Origin of the sequence: Flintibacter hominis (assembly GCF_014287965.1) — a bacterium.
Taxonomy (GTDB): Bacteria; Bacillota; Clostridia; order Oscillospirales; family Oscillospiraceae; genus Lawsonibacter; species Lawsonibacter aceti.
This window is the reverse complement of sequence record NZ_JACOPO010000002.1, coordinates 82,058-98,740: the sequence shown is the minus strand read 5'-3', so window position 1 is coordinate 98,740 and position 16,683 is coordinate 82,058. Positions and strand designations below refer to the sequence as shown.

At 52.2% G+C, this 16,683-nt stretch carries 20 protein-coding genes, 1 tRNA gene and 1 pseudogene; 13 read left to right on the top strand and 9 right to left on the bottom strand.

Going from position 1 to position 16,683, the window contains the following annotated elements:
* The first annotated feature begins 141 nt into the window (after positions 1-141).
* The 6 genes from H8S11_RS03665 (at position 142) to H8S11_RS03640 (ending at position 6,223) form a co-directional block, all read left to right on the top strand.
* Positions 142-2,241: a hypothetical protein gene (locus H8S11_RS03665; protein ID WP_186852230.1), complete on the top strand. Its 2,100-nt coding sequence runs from the start codon at positions 142-144 to the stop codon at positions 2,239-2,241.
* A 497-nt stretch (positions 2,242-2,738) separates the two neighbouring features.
* The gene (locus tag H8S11_RS03660) at positions 2,739-3,017 is read left to right on the top strand and encodes a type II toxin-antitoxin system RelB/DinJ family antitoxin (protein WP_007493621.1); all 279 of its coding nucleotides are present in this window, start codon (positions 2,739-2,741) and stop codon (positions 3,015-3,017) included.
* The gene (locus H8S11_RS03655) at positions 3,007-3,273 is read left to right on the top strand and encodes a Txe/YoeB family addiction module toxin (RefSeq protein WP_007493622.1); all 267 of its coding nucleotides are present in this window, start codon (positions 3,007-3,009) and stop codon (positions 3,271-3,273) included. Before H8S11_RS03660 ends, H8S11_RS03655 begins: the two co-directional genes overlap by 11 nt.
* A gap of 619 nt (positions 3,274-3,892) precedes the next feature.
* Positions 3,893-4,717: a hypothetical protein gene (locus H8S11_RS03650; RefSeq protein ID WP_186852229.1), complete on the top strand. Its 825-nt coding sequence runs from the start codon at positions 3,893-3,895 to the stop codon at positions 4,715-4,717.
* A gap of 401 nt (positions 4,718-5,118) precedes the next feature.
* Positions 5,119-5,865, top strand: coding sequence for a type IV toxin-antitoxin system AbiEi family antitoxin domain-containing protein (locus H8S11_RS03645; protein ID WP_186852228.1), 747 nt, complete (start codon positions 5,119-5,121; stop codon positions 5,863-5,865).
* Between the two features lie 211 nt (positions 5,866-6,076).
* Positions 6,077-6,223 carry a hypothetical protein gene (locus H8S11_RS03640; RefSeq protein ID WP_186852227.1) on the top strand — a complete coding sequence of 49 codons (147 nt, stop codon included), beginning with the start codon at positions 6,077-6,079 and terminating at the stop codon, positions 6,221-6,223.
* Between the two features lie 298 nt (positions 6,224-6,521).
* Here the strand turns inward: H8S11_RS03640 and H8S11_RS03635 are convergent, their stop codons facing one another.
* A complete protein-coding gene (locus tag H8S11_RS03635; protein ID WP_186852226.1) occupies positions 6,522-6,743 on the bottom strand; it encodes a helix-turn-helix domain-containing protein in 222 nt (73 codons plus the stop codon).
* A gap of 211 nt (positions 6,744-6,954) precedes the next feature.
* Between H8S11_RS03635 and H8S11_RS03630 the strand changes: the two genes are divergently transcribed.
* From H8S11_RS03630 to H8S11_RS14175, 4 genes are all read left to right on the top strand, one after another.
* A complete protein-coding gene (locus tag H8S11_RS03630) occupies positions 6,955-7,233 on the top strand; it encodes a hypothetical protein (protein ID WP_007493636.1) in 279 nt (92 codons plus the stop codon).
* A gap of 127 nt (positions 7,234-7,360) precedes the next feature.
* Entirely contained in the window at positions 7,361-8,008 is a 648-nt protein-coding gene (locus tag H8S11_RS03625) for a SprT-like domain-containing protein (protein WP_186852225.1), read from the top strand.
* Positions 8,009-8,169: 161 nt separating this feature from the next.
* Entirely contained in the window at positions 8,170-8,733 is a 564-nt protein-coding gene (locus H8S11_RS03620) for a tyrosine-type recombinase/integrase (RefSeq protein WP_243200920.1), read from the top strand.
* 105 nt (positions 8,734-8,838) lie between these two features.
* Positions 8,839-9,960: a helix-turn-helix transcriptional regulator gene (locus H8S11_RS14175; RefSeq protein ID WP_186852223.1), complete on the top strand. Its 1,122-nt coding sequence runs from the start codon at positions 8,839-8,841 to the stop codon at positions 9,958-9,960.
* Positions 9,961-10,012: 52 nt separating this feature from the next.
* Here the strand turns inward: H8S11_RS14175 and H8S11_RS03610 are convergent, their stop codons facing one another.
* Together H8S11_RS03610 and H8S11_RS03605 are read right to left on the bottom strand one after the other, a co-directional pair.
* Positions 10,013-11,224: a tyrosine-type recombinase/integrase gene (locus H8S11_RS03610; RefSeq protein WP_186852222.1), complete on the bottom strand. Its 1,212-nt coding sequence runs from the start codon at positions 11,222-11,224 to the stop codon at positions 10,013-10,015.
* A gap of 22 nt (positions 11,225-11,246) precedes the next feature.
* Positions 11,247-11,453, bottom strand: coding sequence for a hypothetical protein (locus H8S11_RS03605; protein ID WP_186852221.1), 207 nt, complete (start codon positions 11,451-11,453; stop codon positions 11,247-11,249).
* Here H8S11_RS03605 and H8S11_RS03600 point away from each other — a divergent pair.
* Positions 11,385-11,522, top strand: a pseudogene (locus H8S11_RS03600) (rubrerythrin); the annotation flags it as partial. The gene H8S11_RS03605 and the pseudogene H8S11_RS03600 sit on opposite strands and share 69 nt — an antisense overlap.
* A 48-nt stretch (positions 11,523-11,570) precedes the next feature.
* On the opposite strand, the gene H8S11_RS03595 reads toward H8S11_RS03600, so the two are convergent.
* Positions 11,571-12,032, bottom strand: coding sequence for a low molecular weight protein-tyrosine-phosphatase (locus tag H8S11_RS03595; RefSeq protein ID WP_186852220.1), 462 nt, complete (start codon positions 12,030-12,032; stop codon positions 11,571-11,573).
* Between the two features lie 94 nt (positions 12,033-12,126).
* Between H8S11_RS03595 and H8S11_RS03590 the strand changes: the two genes are divergently transcribed.
* Positions 12,127-12,215, top strand: a tRNA-Ser gene (locus H8S11_RS03590).
* Positions 12,216-12,570: 355 nt separating this feature from the next.
* Positions 12,571-13,023: a helix-turn-helix domain-containing protein gene (locus tag H8S11_RS03585; protein WP_186852219.1), complete on the top strand. Its 453-nt coding sequence runs from the start codon at positions 12,571-12,573 to the stop codon at positions 13,021-13,023.
* 80 nt (positions 13,024-13,103) lie between these two features.
* On the opposite strand, the gene H8S11_RS03580 is transcribed toward H8S11_RS03585, so the two are convergent.
* From H8S11_RS03580 to H8S11_RS03560, 5 genes are all read right to left on the bottom strand, one after another.
* Positions 13,104-13,736 (bottom strand): hypothetical protein, encoded by a 633-nt coding sequence (locus H8S11_RS03580; protein ID WP_186852218.1) that lies wholly within the window; start codon positions 13,734-13,736, stop codon positions 13,104-13,106.
* Positions 13,737-13,780: 44 nt separating this feature from the next.
* Positions 13,781-14,560, bottom strand: coding sequence for a hypothetical protein (locus H8S11_RS03575; RefSeq protein WP_186852217.1), 780 nt, complete (start codon positions 14,558-14,560; stop codon positions 13,781-13,783).
* A 44-nt stretch (positions 14,561-14,604) separates the two neighbouring features.
* Complete coding sequence (locus H8S11_RS03570) at positions 14,605-15,327, bottom strand: hypothetical protein (RefSeq protein ID WP_186852216.1); 723 nt, start codon at positions 15,325-15,327, stop codon at positions 14,605-14,607.
* Between the two features lie 80 nt (positions 15,328-15,407).
* A complete protein-coding gene (locus H8S11_RS03565; RefSeq protein ID WP_147571043.1) occupies positions 15,408-15,650 on the bottom strand; it encodes a hypothetical protein in 243 nt (80 codons plus the stop codon).
* Between the two features lie 169 nt (positions 15,651-15,819).
* On the bottom strand, positions 15,820-16,674 hold the full coding sequence (locus tag H8S11_RS03560; protein ID WP_186852215.1) for a C39 family peptidase: 855 nt from the start codon (positions 16,672-16,674) through the stop codon (positions 15,820-15,822).
* Positions 16,675-16,683: the final 9 nt, after the last annotated feature.

Genomic DNA, 16,683 nt, shown 5'->3' with positions numbered 1-16,683 from the left:
ATTGTCTGAAAGAATGTGCGGATTAAAAACTCGAAAATCATTGATTGGCCCGCCGAGAAATGTTATTATAGTTTTTGAAAAGTAGAGAGGTTAAAAATGTCGTTTTTTAGACTGCTATTTTTCTAAAGGAAGGTGGGCAATATGGAACAGTATAGTGAGAAGCAACTGAAAATTTTTCAAAATTTTTACGAAAGCTGCCGTAAGAAGGAAATTGACCCCACGGGCAGCGAGGCCGACAAGCAGCGGGCACTCCTGCTGGCGCAAGAGAACGCTGACTTAGTGCGGATATTTGGCGAAAAACTGGACGGAGGCCATGTGGAAGCCTACCGAATGGGAAAGCAGCGTATCGAGGAGCAGGCCGCCGCAGAGAAAAAAGCCGCCAAGGAGGCGAAAATCGCGGAACAGCGCAGGATTGACGAGCAAGCCGCCGCATTGGAGAAAGCAATATCCAAACTTTATGGACGCGACAAGCGGCTGTTCTTTTTACAGCAAGAGTTAGATGCTGCACTTAAAAACCGAAAAGAAGTGAAAGGGGTAGTAGACCGCTATGTTCAAAGGTACGAACAGGCGGACAAAGGAAGTCAGGGCAGTAGTTGGGGTACAATGGGTGGTATTGCTGCTGGTATTACTGGCAGTACTGCGGTGGGAGCTGTGGTTGCCGCTGATGCCATGAATAAAGACACAAACACCCGTGCTCAAAATGCTGCTCTAAAATCTGACCTCTTAAATCAATGGCCGATATACCAGTCTATGCAAGAAAATGCGGAAGCGAGGGTAAAGGCTGCTCAAGCAGAAATAGAAAAGGCAAAACTATCTCTTATGGAGGAACACCCATTAGCAGAACTCATGGATGAAATTTCCCTTGGTAAACCTCAGATTGCCTTTACGGCGGGCAATACAATGCTAATTCAAATAGAAGTGAGCGCTAAGAGTTATCAAATTGCAGAAGTGCCTGCCGTACTTGATGGTTGTTTTATCGCCGAAATTTATGAGAAAGAACAGAAGGTAGGAGAGGCATTTCTAAATTTCCCGCGGGACGGGATTACTACAAAGCAGCAGATATTGAAGGGACACTGTCTTGAGGCGCATCCTGGCGTTTCCTATACGGTACTCATCCTCCCGGCCGCTCTGTGGGTGATTGAAAAATACAAGTTTTCGGCTGAAGTTCCGACATTGGAGAAACTGATTCCTACCTACTCTAAGAAGTTTACATGGAAGGCAATCCCTACTCGAAATGTTTCCTGGCAACAGCGATTGGAAGAACTGCGTCTGGAGTCCGAACGCAGAGCGGAAGAGGCGCGTAAAACAGAAGAGGCGCGAAAAGCGGCGGCTGCGGAACGGGCCAAGAAAAATAAAAAGATTGCCATGATTGCCACGCCGATTGTTGCAATCGTTGTCATCGCGGGAGCACTGATTTGGAATAACCTACAAAAGAACCAACAAAATGATTCCGATTACCAGAGGGCTATTGCACTGATGGAAGCCGGAGAATACGATGCTGCCATCACCGCTTTTGAAGAATTGGGAGACTATAAGGACAGCGCAGAGCAAATTAGCAACGTGAGATATACAGAGGCACTTGAACTCGTTCAGGAAGGACGCTACGAGGATGCTATTTCCATATTTACAGAACTTGGAGATTATAGGGACAGCGCAGAGCAGGTCGAGATTACACAGGAGTTACAAACAGAAGCGGAACTGCTTATGCAATATCAGACCGCTATTGATTTACTGAACACCGAACCGGGTACAGAGCAATATTATGATGCCGTGTCGGAAAGCCGCGAGATATTGGAAGATTTAGGAGACTATCGTGACTGCGAAGAATTGCTGAAAGATTTTTATTTAGTAACAATCCGGAGAACTGGTAATACAAATTATGGCCCCTTTGAATATTATTATGGCTACGACAGCGAGGGGAAACTCATTGGTGATGGGGCCCGTGTCTATATTTATGGGGACGATGGAAGAGTTACTGGCTTTCGGACATCAGATGGTACTGCCACAGTTACCAGCTATGATGAGAATGGAAGAATGTTAAGTGCAGAAGATGCTTACGCAGTTTATACATTCAATTACGACTCCGACGGACGGTTAATTGAAATCAGTAGGACATCTTCGTATTCAGGGAACACGAATCGCGACACTTATGGCTACACTGATGAAAATGGTACCGTTCTTTCAGAAGGGGAGCAAATGTGTTATCTTGGCTGGATTTACGCGCCGGAAAAGAATAAATAAACTTGACCGCTATGCAAGGCGGGACGGATAAAATACTCCTTATTAGAGATGCTCTCAGCGAAGCTATGTCTTATCAAAAGGCCAAAGAGAGGGTGGGGAACTCCCGCCCTCTCTTTGGGCGTTAAATATCCCTTGTTTGCCGTTCCCGGTCGTGTTCTCCGTGATTTATCAGCGGTCGGGAAAACTCCCAAGAAAAGCCGCCGCCGCAAATTACAACTGTATTTTCCCAGAACCATCCCCCGCCGCCGCGAGGCGCTTCCCTGTTCCGCTCCACCTGGGGGTACTCCCAGCCTACCAGTTGACCTTCTTACAAGGGAAATTCCTTCACCCGCTCGCAATCAGGGTTCCGCTCCAAATTGAAAATGCACTTTCAAAAGTGAATTTGACAGCTCAAAGCAAAAGGAAAAACATGAACACTATGTAAATTTACGCGCAAAGTATTGATATTGCGCGTAAAAAGGAATAGAATAGTAGTGCCATAGAAAGGAGTGGTCACAATGGCAGAAACAACAAACCTCAATATCCGCATTGACAAAGACCTGAAAGAGCGTGCCGAAGCTGTCTTTGCCGACATGGGTATGAGCATGACAACGGCCTTCAATATCTTTGTGCGCCAAACCTTGCGGCAGGGCAAAATCCCCTTTGAGATTTACGCAGACCCCTTTTACAGTGACAGTAACATGCGGGCATTGGACAACAGCATCAAGCAGGCCGGGCAGGGCAAGGTGGTAGTCAAGTCTATGGACGAGTTGGAGCAGCTTGCCGATGGGGACTAACATCACATTCACGGAACAGGCGTTTGAAGAATACCTATCTTGGCAGGGACAGGACAGAAAAACACTGAAACGGATAAATGCCTTGTTGAAGGACATTTGCAGAAGTCCATTTGAAGGGATTGGCAAGCCAGAGCCATTGAAGGAAAACCTATCAGGCTATTGGAGCCGACGCATTGACGATACGAACAGACTTGTTTACCGCATGGTCGATGGACAGGTCGAAGTCTATCAATGCAAAGGCCATTATGACGATTGAGTGAGTGAAGCGGTGCTGCCAGCCGCTTCACTTTTTTGTTGTCCGGTTCCGCTCCAAATTGAAAATGCACTTTCAAACGGAAATTTTGTGTGTTGGAACAGGCGGGTTTGGAAGTGGAGCATGGCAAAGAAATTAGAGTTTTTGCGCCTCCACAAACTTCGATATTTGTTGCAGAATAAGCAACTTTTAACGAAAATAGCGGCTATTTGACGCAAAAATATTTTTATGGTATAATATATGTAGAAAGTGAGAGAGGGGGATTGAGAAAGAAAATCCTCAAATTCTCTCACTGATAAGGACAAGCAACAAGATAACGTCACGGTGCTGGGAAATCGTTATATCTTGTTCCTTTGTGGTAATCGTGTCCTTTACCAATAGGTGACCACCCAGCAGACTGTCTTGCCGCTTGCAAATTAAATTTTTTATACAAAAGGAGGATGCCCAAATGAGCATGAATAATTGTTTTGTGCTGGGCGCAAAAGCCAAAAATTAGAATGGAAAAATCATCAAGGTTCCTGTTTTCATCGACACAAAGGGCCGCATGTGTAAGCTATTCGGTGGCAAGAATGGAAATCTCTATAAAAAGTATGAGCTATCCTATGAAGATGCTAACCGAGCCATGCAAACCTATCTGCACAGCAAAAACCGAGGGCGCGGCGCTGAAAGTTTGCGTGTGAGCCTCTACCTGGACAATGCCAAGTGCGGCGATTTGCACCTCTTTGTCATCGACTTTGACAAAGTAGATGGTAAGGTCGATACGCAGAGCGCCTTTTTCCAGGGGGCAAAGAGCCTTGCCGACAGGGTAACGCGCTCCCAGGGAGGCGGCTATCACATGTTTTACGGCGTGGATAAGAGAGCCGCCGCACCGCTCTTCGACAGTATTAACCTTCTGACCGCCGAGGGCACAGAGAGCTTTGTGTGTAAGACGGGGTGTGTGACCACCGATGGCCGTAACAAGGTAGACATGTTCTGCGATGCGCTGCACTTCATTTACGAGTGGGAAGCGTGGGACAATAGCCTTGAATTGACAGACAAAACACAGCCCCTCTACGAGCTTATCAAGGCGCACTTCCAGTTGAAGCGCCCAATGGACGGCAGCAACGGAAAGCGGCAGAGTACGGGCAGAAATACGCCTTTGCTTGACAAGGTGAGCGAAGAGAGCCTGCGCCAAGAGATGACCGAAAAGCAGCAAAAGGTTTTCGATGACCTGAAAACGCAATCTTCTGATTGCTCCCGTGAACAGTGGTTCAGTATCGGAATTGATATTTTCCATGTTTTCGGGGCAGAGCTGGGCGGTAAGGTGTTCCGCTGGTGGAGCGCTCCGGGCCACAGCTTCCAGCCACAAGGTTGTGCCCGAACATGGGAGAACATTTGCAGCCGAGGCCCAAAAACAGAGTTGAAAAATTCCATTTGGATGGAACTGGTTGCTGAGAGTGCCTTTTGAGTGGAAATACCGAACTGTGTTCCGCTCCGCCGTGTGAACGGGGACATGAGGCCGAGGGCGCGGGCACCTCCGCGCCCCTGACCTTCCGTGGCAAACCGATAGCCTGGGTGGTGGTTCCGGCCATTAGGAAAACAATTCTCCCCAATGCCTTTGGGGAAGATGAGGTTTTGGAGGAACAAAGCGGTGCGAGACATCTGATTGTCTATGACGGTAAACAATAGGATAGGGGGGATTTCTTGAAAATGGTATTTCCCCAAGAGTACAAAAAGTACCCCTACAAGGTGCGCTTCAAGACGGATGATATTTTCCGCCTGGGCGGGAATTAGAGGGCGAAGCTCCAATACCATATTCTTTCACAGCATTTCCCTCTTGTCCATGTGAGAGAGCAGGACAAAAGAGATTTGGAACTGTTCTGCCAGTCTCACCATGCCGAAACCGCGCAGCGCTGGTTGAACCGTATGGGGTGGGAGAGCGGCCACGAAAAGATGATTTCCTTTGGCGTGGCGTTAGATGTGCGCGGCGCGGCCAAGGGTGTGTGGTGCTATTACGTTGCCAATCTTGACGAAAAGAGCGTTACCTACCACGGCGTACCTATGACCTGGGAAGGATGGATAAAGCCCATTCTCTTCTTCATGGACAGCCGCCGCGCCGAGCTGACCGCTCTGCGGAAGCAGCCAGACGGCGGAGCCGACGAACTGTTTCAATCGAGCTACGACACAGCCGTTATGATGCTGTACTATCAAAATGGAATGTACATGACGCTCCCCGGCAAAGAGGGAAAACTTCTGAAAACATGGGTGTTCCGCTATCTGTCCAATGGCTACGAGCCGTTCCCGTTTCCGCTCGATGATGATATTCCCGATGGTGATTATTCCTTCACCATTGATTTTGAGAGAGACACCGAGATTGTCCAGGCCTATGACCTGAAAAAAGAGATGGGCCAATACAATGCGGAACACAACGCTGTCCACAATCAAGAATTAGGCCGCAGACAGACCGAAGAGCGGTTTACACAGTTGAAGGGCGACACATGGACAGCACAAGAAATTCTTGACCAGGGCTTTAGCCGAAAAACTTTGGACAAGTTTGTAAAGTACGGCCTTATTCTGCGCGTCAAGAAAGGCCGTTATGTGAGAAATTCCGTGTGACCGCTGGCGCAATTCACCTGACCCCGTGCGTCATTTTATATAAATAATAAGACCCACGGGGCCGGGTAAAAATCCGCTTCCTGCACTTGAAAGTGTAGGTGCAAAAAAAGGAGGCAACAAAATGCTCACAATCACAGTTTAGGGACTTCCCTATGAAAACAGCTTTGACAAGCTCCCCGGCAAGTACAAGTACGCCCACATCGTTGAACCGATGGGCGGCGAAGCTCCCAGCGCCTTTGAGAACTACAAGCGCGCCAAGGAAGAATTTGTCGCGATGCTGGAAGCTGACCGGAAATGGCGCGAGGCCATCCAGCGAGAGCTTGACCGGGCTTTGAGCGATTATTTTGAAAAACGGTAAGGCTTAACCAATAGGGGGGCGGGAGTTACACTCCCGCCCCCTCTGTCATTTTTGTTTATCAGTCGTTTTCTGCTCGTCCTTTTCGTTATCCTGGGGCTTCTTCTCCCAGCCTAAAATCTCTTCCATGATAAGGGCAAGGGGCAAATCCGTATCTCCGAACATGGCGGCACACCTCCCAAGTATCGCTTGAAGCTGGCGCGTCGTGGCGAACGTCACGACGCGCTTCCTGTTTTTTGCGCTGCGCTGGATTTTCGTACTATTGTTATCCGCATTAGTGGCCTTTTGTAATTCCCATAAATTACCTATTGTCCGGGGCCTCCCTGACGTATTCCAGTAAATCGCCGGGCTGACAGTTGAGCAGCCCACAAATGGTTTCAAGGGTGGCCCACGACACCATTTGACCGCTGCGGATTTTTTGCAGCATGGCCTCTCCCATGATTTTCTCTTTCCGTATTCTTGTGGTGTTGTACCCGGCTTCTTTCAGCGCGGCGATTACATCAATCTTGTATTTGATTGGCATGTTTGGCCCTCCCTCCGGGGCGCTCCAAAAATTGCGCCTCTCTTCCATTGTCCTTATTCTAACACAAAATTACACCTTTTTCAAGTGTTGAAATTACACATAATTTGAGTGTAAATCTTGTGTATTTTGCGAATTGAATTACACTTAAAAAAGGTGTAAACTATAATCAGTTAAGGGGAACACCCCAAATAAAAAGCAAAGGAGAATGAACATGAGCAAGAACGAACTGGTAGCCAAAATCGAGGCGCTGAATGAGTGGGAAGCTGTTATTGAGGAAGCCAAGGCGGAGGCAGAGGCCATTCGGGACAGTATCAAGGCTGAAATGATGGAGCGCGACACCGAGGAAATGACCGCTGGAAAGTATATCGTCCGCTGGACTTCGGTTCTCTCCAATCGGTTCGACACCACGGCCTTCAAGAAGGCCCACGGCGAACTGTATAAGGAGTACACCAAACAGAGCGCCAGCCGCCGCTTCTCCATCAGCGCCTAAAGAAAAGCCCCTTGTCCGACACGCCGACCAAAGCAGAGGACAAAGAGCTTTACCCAAACCTCACGGAGAGGGCAAGAACATTATAGCTTGCCCTCTCCCCAAAATCAAGAATAGGAGAGAAAAAGACATGAAAGAACTGACAAGCTATAACCGCGTGGCCGGGTATCTGAACAAGGTTTTTGACCTGCTGAACGCTGAATTTTTTGAAAATGCACTTTCAAGGCCGACGATCACCATTCAATCCACGCCCCGCGCCTACGGCCATTTCTCCCTGCGGGAAGATACCTGGGTTTCCAAGCTGGGCGGCACCCACGAAATCAACATAGGAGCCGGGACACTGGCCCGGCCCATCGAGGACGTGGCCGCGACCCTGCTTCACGAAATGGTACATTATTACAACTACGAGAACGGCATACAGGATTGCAGCCGGGGCAACACCTACCACAATCGCCGCTTCAAAGCCGCCGCCGAGGCCCACGGTTTAATCGTGGAGCATAGCGACAAATACGGGTGGAGCCACACAAGCCCCTCTGACGAGCTGCTGGACTTCATATTGGAGAACGGCTTGACTGACATTCTCATAAGCCGCAACGAGTTCGCCGGGTTCCATATCACCGGGACAGGGACGCACAGCGGAGCAGAGGGCACCACACCAACGAGGACGAGCAGCACGAGAAAATATATCTGCCCCTGCTGCGGGAATTCCGTTCGAGCCACAAAGGAAGTCCACATAGCCTGTTTAGATTGCAGCGCACCGATGGTGCTTGCGGGGTGACAGGGAAGGGTGGGGAGCAATCCCCACCCAATTCCCCAAAGTTCGTATAATGCAGGTTATACGAACACCAAAACCGAGCAATCACGGGACTTTTCCGCCGCCGCCCATTATACACGAACTTTCCCGCTTGAAATAACGAACTTTTGACAATGGAGGCCACCATGAACAAGAAAACAAAGGCGCTCACCACCGAGCAATATAAAGAGATAATCCATACCATGCGCGAGGGGTTCAGTGGTTGCCGCCCCAATGAACGCATAGCCACCGCCCTTGTGCTGGAAGGGAATTTGGGCTTGCGGATCAGCGATATATTGAAGCTGCGCCCCTGCGATATTGTTCGGGACGGGGACAGATACCGCCTTGAAATCACCGAGCAGAAAACAGGGAAGCGCCGCGTGTTCACGGTTCCGCTTGTTATCCAGCAATACATAGAGAATTATTGCTTGCGCCACAATATCCGCCGTGAAGATCTGATTTTCCCCATCACCGAGCGAGCCATACAGAAACAGCTCCATATCGTGTGCGACTACCTGGGCTTTGAGGGTATCAGCACACACAGCTTCCGCAAGTGGTACGCCACCGAGATATACAAGGCGAACGGCTACGATATTGCTCTGGTGCAGAGGCTATTACAACACAGCTCCGCCGCCGTGACACAGCGCTATATCGGCATTGAGCCGCAACGGATAGAGGCCGCTATTGAGAAGCATACGCAACTAATTTGACGGCCGGGCCGCTCAACGAGCGGCCCGGCCTTATTGTTTTTTTACTGCATTTTTTGTGCTTTTGTGGTACACTTGACATAGAAATATGTAAAGGGGGCCGCGAATGTGAAAGAGAAGAGCGAAGAGAGAAATGAATTACAGATAAATCGCGGCAAGAAGCCCAATCAGAAGCTAAAGCCCTATCTTGTCTTGCAGTTTCTCTTGCGGGAAACGGATGAAAACAATGTTGTGACAGCCGATGACATTGTGGCGTATTTGAATGAGATAGGGATTGACGCAGAACGCCGCTCCGTTTACAAGGATATTGAGGAAATCAACAAGGCCACATGGATGATAGAAAACGGGAAAACGCTCCAGGAGGCAGAAGAGGCAATAGCCGATGAAGAAGAGCGACTTGTCATATTTGACCCGCACCGCAAGAAAAAGGGGTTCTATGTACGGCAACGCCGCTATGATTTGAACGACATACGCTTACTTGCGGAGTGCGTCTATTCTGCAAAGTTTATTCCCCAGGCACAGGCAGACCGCCTTGCCGCCATCGTCAGCGATTTTGTCAGCAGACACCAGGCGGAGAAGATACGCAACAACGCTCTTGTGATTGACCGGGTAAAAACAGTAAATAAGAGCGTTCTCAATAATATCAGTCTAATCAATGACGCTATGGCAACTATGCTGGATGGTAGCCCCCACAAGCCGCAGAAAATCAGCTTCCAGTATCTCGCCTATGAAATCGGAAATTTGGATAAGCCCACAGAGCGCCGCACCAAGTATATTGTCAGCCCATTTTATCTTGTCATTGATGCGGGCAACTACTATCTTTTGGCATTTGACAATATCAATCAGAAGAGGCGCACCTTCCGCGTTGACCGAATGAAAAATGTGTGCTTTGTGGACGAACCGCGAGAAGGGGCAGAAGCCTTTGCAAACCTTGATGTAGAGACTTTTATGCAGCGCACCTTTTCCATGTACAGCGGGGAAAGAACGCGTGTTAAAATGCGGTTTATTACAAAAAAACTGCTTAATACAGTCATTGACCGCTTTGGGCGGCGCGGCGTTATTTATGAAAAGGTGGACGATGACCATTTTTATGTGACCGCTGATGTGGAAGTGAGCAATCAATTCTTCGGGTGGATTTGTGGCTTTGGTCGAATGGCAAAAATCATCTCCCCGGAGCCAGTTGTAAAGAAATTTGAGGAATTTCTTGATAAAATCCGGGAAATGTATTAAGAAACGGCGGGATTTTGCTGAAATCCCGCCGTTTTCTATTAAAATCAACGATTTAGAGCAGATTTATATTACTTTTCAGCAAATCTACCCCCGATTTGGTGACCGCGAGGTAATATTTCTGCGTTACATGGATATAAGCATGGCCCATTTGCGCACAAAGAAGGTGCTGCGGCGTATTCAGTTCCGCCATCATCGTCCCGTATGTGTGACGGAGGTAGTGATATTTGAAGTTTATCCCCATGCGCTTTATCTCCCGCGTGGGATATTTCATGGAGTTCACCGTCTGGATTTGCCCGTTTGGGAGGCAGTTCACAAGCTCCGTGGAAGAAATTTTGCTTCCGTCCAGGTCATCAATGAAGCGCTGTTTCTGTTCCCGGACGGCGGCAAACTTGACGGCATCTTCCGCCCGCCGCCGCGCTAAGTCTTGAAAATACACTTTCAATTTGTCGTTCATGTAGATTGTCCGTCTGCCGCTCCGCGTCTTAACGGGGACAAGTTTGATAAGCCCGTCCTGATATTGCATCTGCCTGTCAATGGCAATTGTCCCTGCTTCCAAGTCCACATTTGACCATTTCAAGCCGTAGCACTCATTGATACGCAAGCCGCAGTACCGCCCCAGCATGTAGGCCGTTTCCGCGTTCGTGCCCTTAAAGTATTTATCCAGGACGGCAAGCTCTTCCTTGCTAAAGGAAATAATATCGTCATCATCATTTATCTTCCGTTTTGGCATGTGGATTTTGGTGTCTTTATTGACGCAGAGTTTATTGTAGGTGTCTACGTCCAGGTAATTCCGGGAGTAGGCTTGTCCAAAAATCAGGTAGAACATTTTCAAAAAGCTCTCCACATAGGTATAAGCAAGACCCTCTGTGTGGTACAGTTCCGAAAGGTAGTCGTAAATTTCCGCAACGCTAATATCGTCCACATAACGGTTTCCGAACCGGGCGTACAGGTGATTATCCCAAAGGCTGTCTTGCTTGCGGATGGTCTGATAGGCCCGGTCTGAACGTCCGTTTTTACAGTATTCGGAATAGACTTCTTTGACCGTCCTTCTACGGAGTTTCTTTTGACGGTTCCGCTCCAAGTGAGCCTGTTCGATTGCCGCCTCCCGCGCTTTTATGGCCTCTTTTTTCGTGTGCAGCTTGTTTCCGTGTTCGTCGGTTGACTTCCGCCGCGCTACCTGTTTCCCGTCAATCATCACGGCGAAACGGTAGGCCCACAGGCCATTTTCCATCTTGAACACCCCAGCATCTTTTGCTTTTGCCATTTTAGTACCTCCAAGGCTTGTACTAAAATGGTACATGGCTGCTCTTTTCACTTAAAAAGATGTACCAGACTTGTACAAAAGATGTTAAAAAGGTGTTCCGAAGTGCTTTGAAATATGTTCCCATTTCGCTTGATTTTCCAGGGAAACAGCCAATTTTTAAGCCGGCAAGTTCGAGCTGGCCAAGCTGGCGAAGCAGTACAACCTGGACGCCATCCACGACACCGTCCACGAGATGGCTCGCGACGAGGCCCGTCACGGCAAGGCTTTTGAGGGCCTGCTGAAGCGCTACTTCGGCTAATTAAGAAAAGAGTGACAGAGGGTGGAGTGTTGTGCTCCACTCTCTGTTTTATTTCGTACCGGTAAAGTGAGCTAATAACCCCTTACAGCCGGCTAAAACGTCCCGGAAGGTGCTCTCAAAGTCGCCTGTATACCAGGGGTCCGCGATGCCCTCTCCAGAACGACCCGCAAACTCCAGCAGCAGGTGGAGTTTTTCCTCTGGGTCGCCGCCTAAGATATAGGACACATTGCGGAGATTGGTGCGGTCCATGCCAATGAGAAGATCATATTGGCTATAATCTTCCTGTGTCAGCTGCCGGGCCGTCTTGCCGGCACAGCTGATGCCATGTTCCGCCAGCTTGCGCCGGGCAGGAGGATAGACTGGATTTCCCAGCTCTTCCCTGCTGGTGGCGGCAGAGGCAATATGAAACTTCCCACCAAGACCAGCATGTGTGACCAGATCCCTCATAATAAATTCCGCCATGGGGCTGCGGCAGATGTTGCCGTGGCATACGAACAGGATACGATACATCGTTTGTCCTTTCCTGGAGAGAGAACAAGAAAGTGCTTGATTTCTCCCCAATAGTTTGATATCCTATCACATAGACTTAAATGTGAATCCAAATGGAGACGTATCGAAGTGGTCATAACGGGGCTGACTCGAAATCAGTTTGCGGGCAACCGCACGTGGGTTCGAATCCCACCGTCTCCGCCACGTCGGAGCAAACGTTATATCGTTTGCTCCGACGTCTTTTTATGCCTGTGGCAAAAGAGACGTCATTTGTCCGCTCTCCTATGCCAACGGTTTCAAAAGTCAGGGGGGCTCATAGTTCACCTTACCACCCAGCTATTATTCTGGCGGGAAATACCGTTTGACACTGGTATGAGCAGTTCCTATTTTACCAGGAAGGACTATGGTGTCAATAGGAACAGAAGATAGGGGCAGCGACGACAACAAGAGAGGGCCGTCCACATGAGTACGTGGACGGCCTTCGCATACCTCTTTCCAATGAGGAAAAGAGGAGGTATAATAGGCTCTGGAAGACAACAAAACCAGGAGGGAAATGACCATGATCACATTGGCACAGCGAATCGAGGAGTTGAGGACCCAGCGGGGAATGAGCCGGCCTGGCCTTTCCGCAGCTCTGGGCCTTCCTAAGAACGCCATTGAGAAGTTTGAAACGGGCCGCCAAACACCCAACCAGAAGCAGCAGGAGAAGCTGGCCGCCTACTTTGGCGTGTCCATATTTTACCTCCGGGGAGAGAGCGACGACCGTACCCGTCAAGAAAGCTGGCTAGAAGGCGCGTACCAGGAGGACCCGGTCCAATCTCCCCCTCCCAGGCGGGAGCCTCGGAGTTCCGCTCAGTCTGTGGGAGGAGAGGGAACTGTGTTCGATTCCTTCCTGCGAAGTGCTCCCTTTCAGGAGCTGGTGCGGACGATGGTACTAGAAGTGCTCCGCTCTCCCGAAGGGCAGGAGCTCTTGTCTCGGACTGTCCGTCGGGAGCTGGACAGACAGAACTGAAGGCGCTCTGATTTCGGCGGAGCAAGGGCGTTTCCTCCTGATACTGGAGGAAATGCCCTTTTCTCTTCCTCCGGCGAAGCTCACGCTGCCCCTCCCTTCTGCGCCCGCTGGAGGGACTGGAGCAGTTGGTTATCGTCTGGGGCAGACAGAAGCTCCACTGCCAGGGCTAGGTCCTGCTCCGCTTGAGCGGACTCCAGCAGGGTGTTTTGGAGCTGCTGGTAGAACTGGGTAAGCGCCTGCCCCGTCAGCTGGTTCGCTGCTGCCTGTTGGAGCAGAGAATCCTTCCGACCACGGAGCTGGTCCCGGCGTGCCTCCAGCTGCCCCTTTTGCTGGGTCAAAAAGGCGCGTAGGGAGGAGGCCAGCCGCCCCAGTGCGGGGGAAAGGGGGACGGCGGAACGGGACGGAAGTTCAGAGGGAGAGGGGGCTACATCCGAGGGCGGAGCAGGAACAGGAGCTGGGGCGGAGCCCGCCTGTACCTCTGGCCTGGGTGTAGGGAAACAGTCAAAGGGCCGCAGAGGGGCGGGGGTGGACTTGGTCTTGGCGGCGGGTTCCATCTGCCAGCAGCTGCCGGCCATGGCAGGGCGCTTCATCACTTCCCTGACTTTATCCAGAGTGAGCGTGTCGGCCCGGTCTGGGCAGTCGGTCCGGCCGCCAGGGACCTGGGCCGCATAGTAGCGCTGATTCCGGTCCTTCAGCGTGTAAAGTGTATCCATCTAAAAAACCTCCATTCAAATCAAATCATCACCGGGTGTGAGATTCAGGCTACGGGGCACAGGGGTCTGCCCCAGGCCTTAAGATTGGCCTGATCCCGGGATACGCCGCTGATCTGGAATAGGATCTGGTCACCCGCTGCCGCCTGCCAGCCATCCGGGCGGGGGGAGATGGCATTGAAGCCGGGAAAGATCTGGAAGAAAATAGAGGCGTTCCGAGTGCCCACGACACGTGCCGGGAAGATCAGGCCGGGCTCCAGCTCCTCCAGGAAGGGATAGTTGAGGTAGTTCTCATCCTGGGGGGAGCGGAACCAGAGCCGCTGATGGGGAGAGGAGTTGGCGAAACAGACAGGGAGCAGGTCGCCCACGGAGACCTCCTGCCCCTCTGTGGGGCGGTAAAACTCCCGGAGGAGGATGGCGGGCTGATCCTCCACCATCAGAAAGAAGCCCTGCGGGGAGATGCCCATTACCCGGCCCTGGTAGACTTGGCGGCGGTCGGGATGAAGGAAGAGGCGGTCATAGATCAGCTCCTGGGCCCGCCGGCGGGAGGCCGTCAGGCTGCCGTCTTCCTCAAGCCCGCGGAGGACCACCCGGAAGCCCGGCTGCAGGTCCCGGATGGACACGGACTTATTCAACCGGTCCACCTGATTGGCGGGGACGGAGCACATCAGGGGCTCCGAAAAGCCGGGCACATCCACCAGGGCCAACAGAGAAGGGAGATGCTCCTCGGAGCGTAGGTACTTGAACAGCTTGGCGGGCAGCATTGCCTCCTGACTGATCAGAGTTTGGAGCTGGAGCTTCTGCTCCTGGGTGTAGTTTCTCATCATAAAACTCCTTTCTGTATACAAAAAATGAGGATAGAGGGATAGAATCAAGCGGTGTGGAGCTGTTCAGGGACCAACTGAGGTAAAAGCTCATACTCCACAGAGCAGGAGAGGAGTGTCTGCCAGCGATGGAAGCCGTCCTGGGGGGAGAAATCGGAGCGGAGGAGGGGGGTGTCCCCAAGCAGCAGCTTCAGCTGGGACAGCATCTGAGGGGGCAGAACAGCCCCCACAAGGTCGGCCATAGGCAGCAGAGGGAGCAGGTCAGCTACATCCCGGATGGGGAGGGGGTACTGGAGGACCGTCACTGGCCCGCAGTCGGCCTGGAGAGCGTCCAGGGCCGGCTGGGAGAGCTGGTGGCGGGACAGCCAGAGAAAGACACGGCCAGACGCGGGGGGAAGGGAGAGCTGGGCGGCGGGAAGCTCCTCCACGTCGCAGCGGAACAGCCTGCGCCAGCCCACAAACCGCTTTTCGTACTCGTCTTCCGGCAGCCCGCTGCAGTAGCCGGGGACTTTGCGCCCGGTGGCGATCCTCTGGGAGGCCCGGAACAGGACCGGAAAGCGGCCGGCGGCGGTGCGGAAGACCTGGGCGGCCTTGGGCAGAGGCAGGTTGACTACCAGAGATTCCACCCGGCTGCCCCGCAGCTGGAGCTGCTCCTCCAGCGATTCCGGCTCCATAGGCCGGATGAGAAGAGGCGCTCCGGACCGCTGGCAGAGGTCCTGGTACTCCTCCTGGTGGATGGGAGAATGAGAGATCCAAAAAATTTCTTTCATATCTATAACCTCCTTAAATGTATCATATTGGGACGGAATGGGAGAAGTCAGGCGGCGGCTCCTCCAGGGGCCGGCATTGACTAGGGGAGGGGGTCCAGAAAGGAGAGGGAAAGAACGTCCCACTGGGCCAGGTCCATAGCCTGGAGGGCGGTCCGCAGGCAGCGGTAAAAGCCCTCCGTCAGCCTGGGGTCCAGGTCGTGGGTCTGGTTATAGTCCAGTAACTGCTGGAGCTGCTCCTGCCGGCGGTCCAGCTCCCGATGGGCCTGAACACTCTCGCGCCGAACCATGGCGGCGATGGAATGGGACAGAGGAGAATGGTCCATAGCGACCTCCTTTCTTTCGACGGATGCCGGGCCGCTGTGACTTACAAGGTACTGTCCGGCTCCGGGAGCGGGAGAGAAGGGAAACAGAAAAATTATTTTTCCCACCGCTTCCGGTGCCCAGGGTACTGTCCGGACGGAAATGAGGGAGAGAAGCGAGCTGGGAAAAAAGTTACCGCACTACCACGGCGTGCTGCCGGACCAGGTACAGAGGCTCCAGCACAGAGGCGTCCTGCCAGTAAAAGTAGTCCTGCCCCTGACACTTCACGTTATAGGGGTCGGCTACATTGTACTGGTCGGTCTGGCTGTCATAGCCGCACAGAAGGACTGCGTGGTTGTTTCGCAGCAAGGTCTCCTCATGGTCCCCCATGCGGTAAGTGCGGTAGTATGGCTCCGCCCACCAGAGAGTGACATAAACCACGACAGGGTTGCCTGACAGCAGCTCTCTCTGGAGCTCCTCCACAGACCGTCCAGAGAAATCCGCCACGTCTCCGTACTTGCGCCCGTACTCCGCCAGCTTGGCGGGGTAGATAGTGGTGCGTTTGCTCTGGTCGGGCTGATAAGGGGAGCCGGCAAAGCCTTGGGCGGGGTCGTACTCATGCTTGGGCATGGCATCCAGGAAGGAGCGCAGGTCTACCTCCTGGGCATAGCCCTTGGCCTTTAGCCCCATGAGCAGGGAGGTGGGCTCGCAGCCTACCGGGGCGTACACCGGGGTCACCTGGCTGATGTAAGGGGTGTCGATCACCCGACGGTCGGGCAGGGCGGGGGCCGCGGGTTCCACCGGCTGGACTTCCTCCGACTCGGAGGGCTGCTGCATCAGGGCCAGCAGAGGGTTGGGCCCCAAAAGGGTGCCCAGCAGGTAGAGGAAGGAGGACGCGCCGTCCACCCCCGCATGGGAGAGGAGTGGGACGACCGAAGAAGCGGTACTCTGGCCCGCCGCCTCACCGGCGGCGAAGGCGGCGGGGAGTGAGGTCGTGATCAGACTGATGGCCAGGAGGAGGGCCGGGACACGGGAGTTTTTCATCATAAATCCTTC

What these genes read in the sequence shown, in the direction of transcription:
- H8S11_RS03665 (WP_186852230.1), top strand. Translation starts at nt 142, where the DNA reads ATGGAACAGTATAGTGAGAAGCAACTGAAAATTTTTCAAAATTTTTAC.
- H8S11_RS03660 (WP_007493621.1), top strand. Translation starts at nt 2,739, where the DNA reads ATGGCAGAAACAACAAACCTCAATATCCGCATTGACAAAGACCTGAAA.
- H8S11_RS03655 (WP_007493622.1), top strand. Translation starts at nt 3,007, where the DNA reads ATGGGGACTAACATCACATTCACGGAACAGGCGTTTGAAGAATACCTA.
- H8S11_RS03650 (WP_186852229.1), top strand. Translation starts at nt 3,893, where the DNA reads ATGCAAACCTATCTGCACAGCAAAAACCGAGGGCGCGGCGCTGAAAGT.
- H8S11_RS03640 (WP_186852227.1), top strand. Translation starts at nt 6,077, where the DNA reads ATGGGCGGCGAAGCTCCCAGCGCCTTTGAGAACTACAAGCGCGCCAAG.
- H8S11_RS03635 (WP_186852226.1), bottom strand. Translation starts at nt 6,743, where the DNA reads ATGCCAATCAAATACAAGATTGATGTAATCGCCGCGCTGAAAGAAGCC.
- H8S11_RS03630 (WP_007493636.1), top strand. Translation starts at nt 6,955, where the DNA reads ATGAGCAAGAACGAACTGGTAGCCAAAATCGAGGCGCTGAATGAGTGG.
- H8S11_RS03625 (WP_186852225.1), top strand. Translation starts at nt 7,361, where the DNA reads ATGAAAGAACTGACAAGCTATAACCGCGTGGCCGGGTATCTGAACAAG.
- H8S11_RS03620 (WP_243200920.1), top strand. Translation starts at nt 8,170, where the DNA reads ATGAACAAGAAAACAAAGGCGCTCACCACCGAGCAATATAAAGAGATA.
- H8S11_RS03610 (WP_186852222.1), bottom strand. Translation starts at nt 11,224, where the DNA reads ATGGCAAAAGCAAAAGATGCTGGGGTGTTCAAGATGGAAAATGGCCTG.
- H8S11_RS03595 (WP_186852220.1), bottom strand. Translation starts at nt 12,032, where the DNA reads ATGTATCGTATCCTGTTCGTATGCCACGGCAACATCTGCCGCAGCCCC.
- H8S11_RS03585 (WP_186852219.1), top strand. Translation starts at nt 12,571, where the DNA reads ATGATCACATTGGCACAGCGAATCGAGGAGTTGAGGACCCAGCGGGGA.
- H8S11_RS03580 (WP_186852218.1), bottom strand. Translation starts at nt 13,736, where the DNA reads ATGGATACACTTTACACGCTGAAGGACCGGAATCAGCGCTACTATGCG.
- H8S11_RS03575 (WP_186852217.1), bottom strand. Translation starts at nt 14,560, where the DNA reads ATGATGAGAAACTACACCCAGGAGCAGAAGCTCCAGCTCCAAACTCTG.
- H8S11_RS03570 (WP_186852216.1), bottom strand. Translation starts at nt 15,327, where the DNA reads ATGAAAGAAATTTTTTGGATCTCTCATTCTCCCATCCACCAGGAGGAG.
- H8S11_RS03565 (WP_147571043.1), bottom strand. Translation starts at nt 15,650, where the DNA reads ATGGACCATTCTCCTCTGTCCCATTCCATCGCCGCCATGGTTCGGCGC.
- H8S11_RS03560 (WP_186852215.1), bottom strand. Translation starts at nt 16,674, where the DNA reads ATGATGAAAAACTCCCGTGTCCCGGCCCTCCTCCTGGCCATCAGTCTG.